The following is a 7867-nucleotide window of genomic DNA, read 5'->3' on the forward strand; positions in this document are numbered from 1 at the left end:
CCAGTGGATTATGCGTACATCTACCGTAAAGCGTTTTTTTCTGTTTCTTGTACTTATTGTAAGCTTGGTGAGCAGCTCTTTAGAAAGCCTGGGGCAGACAATAACGGGTACTGTTTACAGAGATTTCAATTCAAACGGAATTTACGAGAGCATCGCCAACCCGGCCAATGCTACGTATGGCGAGCCAGGTATAGCGGGAGTGATCGTTACGGCTTACGGTAGTGCTAGCACAACAGCGCCAATTTCAACAACAACATCGGCAACGGGCGGTTATACACTGGCTGTTGGTTCGACGAGTCAATACCGCCTGGAGTTTACGAACCTGGTCTCTGGCGATTTCGTGAGCTTCAGTGGTGCCAATAATGGTACAAACATTCAGTTTGTTGCTGGAGGAACAACCAACGCTAATCTGGGGGTCAACTACGCCCAGAACTACTGCGATACTCAGAATCCACCGGTATACGCTACGCGCTTCGTTCAGAATGCAATTCCGGCCAACTCTAACTTTACAGATGACGTCGTTGTTAGCTTTCCATACACAACATCCGGCACATCGACAACGCCCAGCCGCTGGGCTAGAGCCGGCCAAGTCGGATCGGTTTGGGGCCTCGCTTATGACCGAACACGCCGGAAAGTGTACTCTGCGGCTTTTTTGAAGCGCCATGCAGGGTTCGGCCCTAGTGGCACAGGAGCCATTTACAGTACGGACGTTACCGGAAACGCTACGAATGCAACCACCCTGGTTAACTTAGATTTGCTAGGTTTCGATACGGGAACCGATCCGCACGAGACGCTCCCGAATGATCCACTCCAACCCTCTCATGATTCAAACAGTTTTCTTCAGGTAGGTAAGATGGGCTTGGGTGGTCTGACTATTTCAGATGATGACCAATACCTGTACACAATCAATTTATTTGACCGCAAACTATACCGCATTCCAACTACTTCGCCTACCGCAGCAAATATAATCTCATGGTCTATTCCCAGTCCTTGCACCAACGTGCTTGACTTCCGGCCATTTGCGGTTAAATATTACCGGGGTAAAGTTTACGTGGGTGTCACTTGTACCAGCGAATCAAATCAGGATAGGACAGCACTCGGGCAGCCTGGAAATACAAGAATTACGGCGACGGTTTATGAGTTCGATGGGACTACGTTTACTCAGGTGCTTTCGTTCGCTTTGTCAAATTTCAAACGAGGGCGTGTAGGTGATAACGGAATGGCTGGCAGCGAAAGCGATCGGTGGCACCCATGGCTCACCAACACGAACGTAGGCTCGTGGCTGTCAGCAGAAAATGGTGACCAGTATGCTTATCCTCAACCGCTGCTGTCTGACATTGATTTCGATGTCAATGGCGAAATGATCGTCAGCATTATGGATCGGTTTGGGCATCAGATGGGGTACAGAAACTACCCACCAGATGCCAACGATAATACATTGATTAGGGGTTGGGCAAACGGCGATCAATTACGGGCCGCCCGGTGTTCATCTGCCAATCAGTTCACACTGGAAAGCAACGGATCAGTATGTGGTCGGCCAGTGGCTTCGGCATCAGCCCAGAACAACCAAGGGCCCGGCGGTGGTGAATTCTACTACCAGGACAATGCCCTGAACGATTTTCACAGAGAGATCTCGAATGGTGGCATCAGTCTGCTCGCGGGTTCGAATGAGCTGGCTGTTTCAGCCATGGATCCCGTTAACAATACGTTTACGGGCGGTATACGCTGGTTTAATAACACAACCGGTACGACTACTCGTGGTTTTCAATTGTATAGTTCAACAGACCCAGGTTCATTCGGAAAAGCATCCGGAACGGGTGATTTAGTACTCCAATGTGCATCGGCACCAATTGAAATTGGCAACCGTGTGTGGGCCGACTTGAACAACAATGGCGTGCAGGACGCCGGCGAACTTCCGCTGGTTGGCGTGCAGGTAACCTTAAAAGGAGCAGGCTTGCCACCATCGGGTGCAACAGTTACGACCGATGCAAAAGGAGAATACTATTTTTCGAGTGGTAATGGTGCCTCTGCTACTGGTTACGCCTATGGATTACCGCTAAGTTATGGCGGCTCATATTCATTGAGTTTCCCGACTAGCTTCAGTAGCTTAATTTTAAGCAGCAAGAATAACGCAGCCACAGGCGACAATGCTGACAACATTGACTCAGACGTCGATGCCAGTGGCGTCGTCAACTTTACGCTCGGGCAGGCTGGTCAGAACAATTTCTCGTATGATGTCGCTTATCTAACTACGTCAGCCTGTGTTCTGAGCGCAGCCATTACGGGTACTACCTGTAACACAGCTACCAATCAATACACAGTAACTGGTACAATTAATTTCGCCAACGCCGGTACGGGTCCGTTCACCATCAGTGATGGGCAGGCAACTACAACGCTGGCCGCTGGTACCAGTCCGCAGTCGTTTACCCTGAGTGGTGCCAGTTTAATGGCTAATCAAAGCGTGCACACGCTAACAGTGACGTCAGCAGGCTCTGACTGTGGCGTAGCTTCAACCACGTATACAGCACCCGCTTCCTGTGCAGGCGTGAGCACCCCCACTTGCACCTTAAACGCTGTAGCCACGGCAGGTAGCTGTAGCACGGTCAATAATGGCGGAACTGTTAGCAGCGTTTACAACTCAAGTGTTACAGTTTCTCTGGTTAACCCAACAGTAGGCACGTTAACCATCACCGACGGTTCGCAGACCCTTACGTTTGCGGTGACACCTTCGACCAACGTTATAACTGGCGTTTTTAACGGCTTGTCCGCCGACAACTCGACGCATGTCGTAACCATTAGCCTACCTGGCTGCGGTAACACAACAGCAATCTATCAGGCACCTAACCCCTGTCAGCCCGTAGCTTTAAATTCCTCCCTGAAACTCGACAAGCAGGTAAGTCTATCTAAAGCGCAAAAAGGTAATGTGTTGACATATACCCTGGTGTTAACTAACACAGGTTCGACGCCAGCGTCGACAGTTGTTCGTGATTCACTGGGCTCAGGCTTAACCTATGTATCAGGATCAGCGTCTGCTCCTGACGGAACTGTATTTACGGCGGGCAAACCCGTTAGCCTGTGGAGTATTCCTAACATTTCGTCTGGGCAAAGCTTGTCTATGACGTTCCGGGTAACCGCCGACAGTACCGGTATTCTTTACAACTTCGCTACCATTCCGGGCGACACCGCCATTGTTTGCACGAGTGTTCCTGTCGTAGTCTGCACGGGCGATCAATACACGTTCCGACTAACAGCCAAGCCTGGTCGTAGTAGTTACCGTTGGTATCGCAACGGCGAAGAGTTGACTAGTCAAACATCTAACGTATTAGACGTCGTTCAACCGGGTGAATACAGCCTGGCTGTGGATAACGTAACCGGAAAATGTCCTGATTTTTCCTGCTGTCCGTTTATTGTGGAGGAGAACGCTTTACCAACATTCACCGCCAACATAATACTCCCTACCTGCACCGGTGGTTCTTCGCAAAACAACGGCCAGATCGTACTAACAAACTTCCAGGGATCATACACCTATCAGTATTCACAAGGAGCTGACTTTAATCCGGCAGCATCGCTATCAGGGCCTGCGAAGGCGGTACCTATTAATGGTATTCTAGTGAACTCACTGCAGAATGCAGCCACTACTACTCAGTATACGGTTCGTGTTTATAATACGTCAGGTTGTTACACAGATGTTACGTTAACCCTGCCTGTAACACAATGCAGCTGTCTGTTGGAGGTGACCACAGCCACAGCTAGTCAGTGTCAGACCGCTACCAATCAATACAGCGTAAGTGGCACACTCTCATTAACTAACGCTCAGGCGGGCACCCTGACAATTACCGATGGCAACACCACGACTACCTTATCGGTAACAGCCGGTCAGACTACGGCCCCCTTCGCCTTAACAGGATTAAGCTCGGGCACGGGTAGCCATACGTTAACAGCTAATCTGAATGGATGCAGTACAGCCAGAACAACCTACACCGCTCCGGCGTCGTGCCAACAGAATTCTCCCAGCACCACGTTAAGTCTTACTAAGTTTGTCGACAAGCCAAAAGCCAGCCAGGGTTCCATCCTGACGTATACATTAATACTCACTAATGGTGGCTCTACTTCCAGAAGTACTACTGTCCGAGATTCTCTCAGCACGGGAGCTACCTATGTTCCGGGTTCAGCCACGGCTTCGACGGGTACTAGTTTCGTTGCGGGTGCACCTATAAGTGTATGGACAATCCCAAACATAGCAGCTGGGCAGAGCTTAAGCTTAACATACCAGGCTAAAGCTGATAGCGCAGGTATTCTTTACAATATGGCCACCATCCCCGGTGACACAGCTATAGTTTGTACGAGTATTCCCGTTGAAGTTTGCGCAGGCAAACCATTTACTATTCGCCTTACCGCCCCGGCGGGACGTAGCAAATATCAATGGTTCCGGACTGCCAATGGTGTGACAACAGAGTTAACCAGCTTTACTACGAATATTTTAGATATCACTCAACTTGGTGAATACAAGCTTTCAGTAGATAGCTTGTCAGGAAAGTGTCCTAATTTCAGCTGCTGTCCGTTTATTGTAGAAGAAGATAAGTTAGCTGCCATCAAGGCGACAACGACACCTGTTAGCTGCGTAGGGAGCACTCCACAAACTAACGGTCAGATTGTGCTGACAAATTTCCAGGGATCATACACCTATCAGTATTCTGAAGGTACCAGCTTCAATGCGGGCGCAGTGCTATCAGGATCAGCAAAACTGATTCCCACGAACGGTGTTCTAGCCAGCACACTAGTTAATCCAACGGGAGACAAGCACTACACCGTACGCATTTATAACAATTGGGGCTGCTTCACAGATCTAACCGTGACGTTGCAACCATCTCAATGTAATTGCTCGGTCGCAGCGGTAACGGCTACAGCTAGTCAGTGCGAGCCAACTACTAATCAGTATAGTATAACAGGGACTGTGTCTATTAGTAACTCATCAGCAGGTATTTTAACTATATCAGATGGTGCTTTCAGTACTACCCTTTCGGTCAATGCAGGTCAAACGTCGGCTAGTTTCTCTTTAACAGGTCTGCCTTCGGGTACAGGCAGTCACTCGCTGACAGCTAGTATAATCGGTTGTAGTTCTGCTAGCGCTACCTACACTGCTCCTGTCTCCTGCTCAGTGGCACCAGTGCTGCCCCCGGCTTTGGCTTTGGCCATCACCCCGGGCGAGTGCCTCTCGGCCACCAACCAGTACACTCTTAGTGGTACGCTGTCCTTGACCAACACCCAGGCTTCCTCACTCACCCTCACCGATGGCTTGGTGAGCACCACCGTCTCACTGACGGCTGGACAGACCACCGCCAGCTTTGCCCTGACCGGCTTGAGCTCAGGTACCAACAACCACACCGTCACCCTGAGCGGTACGGGCTACAGCCCCATCAGCACCACTTATACGGCCCCAAGCTCCTGCTCAGTGGCACCAGTGCTGCCCCCGGCTTTGGCTTTGGCCATCACCCCCGGCGAGTGCCTCTCGGCCACCAACCAGTACACTCTTAGTGGTACGCTGTCCTTGACCAACGCCCAGACCTCCTCACTCACCATCACCGATGGCTTGGTGAGCACCACCGTCTCACTGACGGCTGGCCAGACCACCGCCAGCTTTGCCCTGACGGGTCTGAGCTCAGGTACCAACACCCATACCCTAACCGTCAGTGGGCAAGGCTACAGCCCCATCAGCACCACTTATACGGCCCCTGTCTCCTGCTCAGTGGCACCAGTGCTGCCCCCGGCTTTGGCTTTGGCCATCACTCCGGGCGAGTGCCTCTCGGCCACCAACCAGTACACTCTTAGTGGTACGCTGTCCTTGACCAACGCCCAGGCTTCCTCACTCACCATCACCGATGGCTTGGTGAGCACCACCGTCTCGCTGACGGCTGGACAGACCACCGCCAGCTTTGCCCTGACCGGTCTGAGCTCAGGTACCAACACCCATACCCTTACCGTCAGCGGTCAAGGCTACAGCCCCATCAGCACCACCTACACCGCTCCTGTCTCCTGCTCAGTGGCACCGATCTTGCCCCCGGCTTTGGCTTTGGCCATCACCCCCGGCGAGTGCCAGACGGCCACCAACCAGTACACCCTCTCAGGTACGCTGTCCTTGACCAACACCCAGGCCGCTAGCCTCACCATCACCGATGGTTTGGTGAGCACCACCGTCTCACTGACGGCTGGACAGACCACCGCCAGCTTTAGCTTGACGGGTCTGAGCTCAGGTACCAACACCCACACTGTAACCGTCAGTGGGCAAGGCTACAGCCCAGTGAGTGCCACTTACACGGCTCCTGTCTCCTGCTCAGTGGCACCAGTCTTGCCCCCGGCCCTGGCTTTGGCCATCACCCCGGGCGAGTGCCTCTCGGCCACCAACCAGTACACCCTCTCAGGTACGCTGTCCTTGACTAACGCTCAGGCTAGTAGTCTCACCATCACTGATGGCTTGGTGAGCACCACTGTCTCACTGACGGCTGGACAGACCACCGCCAGCTTTGCCCTGACCGGCTTGAGCTCAGGCACCAACACCCACACTGTAACCGTCAGCGGTACAGGATACAACCCAGTGAGTGCAACCTACACCGCTCCAAGCTCCTGCTCAGTGGCACCAGTCTTGCCTCCGGCCCTGGCTTTAGCCATCACTCCCGGCGAGTGCCTCTCGGCCACCAACCAGTACACCCTCTCAGGTACGCTGTCCTTGACTAACGCTCAGGCTAGTAGTCTCACCATCACTGATGGCTTGGTGAGCACCACCGTCTCGCTGACGGCTGGACAGACCACCGCCAGCTTTAGCTTGACGGGTCTGAGCTCAGGTACCAACACCCACACTGTAACCGTCAGTGGTCAAGGCTACAGCCCCATCAGCACCACCTACACCGCTCCTGTCTCCTGCTCAGTGGCACCGATCTTGCCCCCGGCTTTGGCTTTGGCCATCACCCCGGGCGAGTGCCAGACGGCCACCAACCAGTACACCCTCTCAGGTACGCTGTCCTTGACCAACACCCAGGCCGCTAGCCTCACCATCACCGATGGTTTGGTGAGCACCACCGTCTCACTGACGGCTGGACAGACCACCGCCAGCTTTAGCTTGACGGGTCTGAGCTCAGGTACCAACACCCACACTGTAACCGTCAGTGGGCAAGGCTACAGCCCAGTGAGTGCGACTTACACGGCTCCTGTCTCCTGCTCAGTGGCACCAGTCTTGCCCCCGGCCCTGGCTTTGGCCATCACCCCGGGCGAGTGCCTCTCGGCCACCAACCAGTACACTCTCTCAGGTACGCTGTCCTTGTCCAACGCCCAGACCTCCTCACTCACCATCACCGATGGCTTGGTGAGCACCACCGTCTCGCTGACGGCTGGACAGACCACCGCCAGCTTTGCCCTGACCGGTCTGAGCTCAGGTACCAACACCCATACCCTTACCGTCAGTGGGCAAGGCTACAGCTCCATCAGCACCACTTACACGGCTCCAAGCTCCTGCTCAGTGGCACCAGTGCTGCCCCCGGCCCTGGCTTTAACCATCACTCCGGGCGAGTGCCTCTCAGCCACCAACCAGTACACTCTTAGTGGTACGCTGTCCTTGACCAACACCCAGGCTTCCTCACTCACCATCACCGATGGCTTGGTGAGCACCACCGTCTCACTGACGGCTGGACAGACCACCGCCAGCTTTAGCTTGACGGGTCTGAGCTCAGGCACCAACACCCACACTGTAACCGTCAGCGGTACAGGATACAACCCAGTGAGTGCAACCTACACCGCTCCAAGCTCCTGCTCAGTGGCACCAGTCTTGCCTCCGGCCCTGGCTTTAGCCATCACTCCCGGCGAGTGCCTCTCGGCC

1 protein-coding gene is annotated in these 7867 nt (G+C 53.5%); it reads left to right on the forward strand.

Features of this window, described 5'->3' with window-relative positions:
• Nucleotides 1-10 precede the first annotated feature (10 nt).
• Nucleotides 11-7867 (forward strand): SdrD B-like domain-containing protein (locus ACFSUS_RS04185; RefSeq protein WP_381519498.1); only part of this gene is annotated, 7857 nt, incomplete at its 3' end.

It is taken from the genome of Spirosoma soli (assembly GCF_042684525.1).
GTDB lineage: Bacteria > Bacteroidota > Bacteroidia > Cytophagales > Spirosomataceae > Spirosoma > Spirosoma soli.